We start from the raw sequence: 1,513 nt of genomic DNA, 5'->3' as shown, positions 1-1,513 counted from the left end.
CGATATGCACATAATAAAAATCAGCTTAAAAGTGTTCAATCAATTAACATATAACAATGAATCCAGTTGGGTTAGCTCCTTTTCCGTAATTCCTTTATTCATTCGGATATACCGGTACTTCCAGTCATTCCCCCTCATCCGGCTGATTTTCTCTGACTGACAGATGTTTATCGGGATTGATCCAACCAGAAAAAAGGTCAACAGAATAAAGCTCTGGATAGTTGTCCTTCGCGTTGTTTTCAATCTGTATTGTTGATGCTGGATCTCCCGGTGTTCTTCCAGCTTCAAGCTGAAACGGGTTTCCAGGTCTTTCATGTCGGCTCTTACCGAACCTGTTTCCCGTTGGATGGCTTCCAAGTGGCCGGCTATCTGCCGAAGAATGCGTTCTGCCGACTGACGGTCTTGCTGCCGTTGTTTTTCTTTGTCTTCTTTTGACGGGTCGTTTATTTCTGTCCGGGAATCAATCTTATCTTCCATCGCTTGGAGCTTGGATTTCAATTCCTCAAACATTTCATGGATTACGGCATTGGTAGTCATCGTTACTGTTTATTTCTGTTTATACTGTTTCCTCGGGCCTGCTTATATTCTTCTTCCCTTACGGCGCTTTGGCCGATTGGTCGGAAGTCTCCGCTCCTGCTGTCTCTCCCGTTCATTTTGTCTTTCAACAGCCCGGACCAGGCTTCCCAGGTAGTTGCCCAAAACCGGGCTTTCCTTCCGCTCAGACAGGCACCGGTTATCTTGCGTTGGTGTCAGTTTTTCCCTGTTCCGTTCCAGCTGTTCCGTAATTTTTGAGAAACTGAACCGGCGGTCAACCTTTGAGCCGCTGAAGCTGTAGCCGTTTTTGCCGAATATCACTCCCTGCACTTCGGCAGTTTTCCCCTTCAGCTTAAACTCAACGGTAATTTCTTCCTGTTTCAGTCGTTCAATCACATCATCCCAACTTTTACAATCCGGAAGGGCTGTTTTCAGCGTCCCGTATATGCAGTACCTGGTTTTGTCTGGTTCGCGAAGCCGGTGGGTCTTTACCTGCTCTTTTCCGGCGGCGAAGTACAAATGGAACCGGCGGGTCAGGTCTTTGCAGATCTTCTCGCTCCGGTAGCGGTCATTCCTGTCCGAGATGGTTTTACCGTCGTTGTCAACCCGGTTGAATACCAGGTGAACATGCGGGTGTTCTTTGTCGTAGTGCCGGACCAACAGGTATTGGGTGTTTTCGATTCCCATCCCTTTCATATAGGCCCCGGCGATTTGAACCATGATTTTCCCGTTCAGCTTTTCTTTGTCTTTCGGCGAAAAGTCGAGGGAAATGTGCCCGACCGGTTTTTGGATGTGCTGGTTCAGCTGTGTTTGAAGCCGGAAGCTTTCGATGATGCTTTGCCCGCTTTTGGTTCTCAGTCCCTGGCTGTCCAGAAGTTCTGCCTGCTTTTCCGGGTCAAGGACGTAATTGACCACCCCGCTGAAGCTTCTTCCTTTTACGATCTTAGCCATCATGGCGGATTTGATCTAACAGGTGATC

General features: G+C 48.1%; 2 protein-coding genes. Both read right to left on the bottom strand.

Annotated features, from left to right (window positions below):
• Positions 1-39 precede the first annotated feature (39 nt).
• Positions 40-537 (bottom strand): hypothetical protein, encoded by a 498-nt coding sequence (locus N2K84_RS20115; protein WP_282593628.1) that lies wholly within the window; start codon positions 535-537, stop codon positions 40-42.
• Positions 538-579: 42 nt separating this feature from the next.
• A complete protein-coding gene (locus N2K84_RS20110) occupies positions 580-1,488 on the bottom strand; it encodes a relaxase/mobilization nuclease domain-containing protein (protein ID WP_282593627.1) in 909 nt (302 codons plus the stop codon).
• Positions 1,489-1,513 lie beyond the last annotated feature (25 nt).

The sequence above is a fragment of the Gaoshiqia sediminis genome, from assembly GCF_025907915.1.
Lineage (GTDB): Bacteria > Bacteroidota > Bacteroidia > Bacteroidales > Prolixibacteraceae > Gaoshiqia > Gaoshiqia sediminis.
This window is presented reverse-complemented; position numbering and strand designations above follow the sequence as displayed.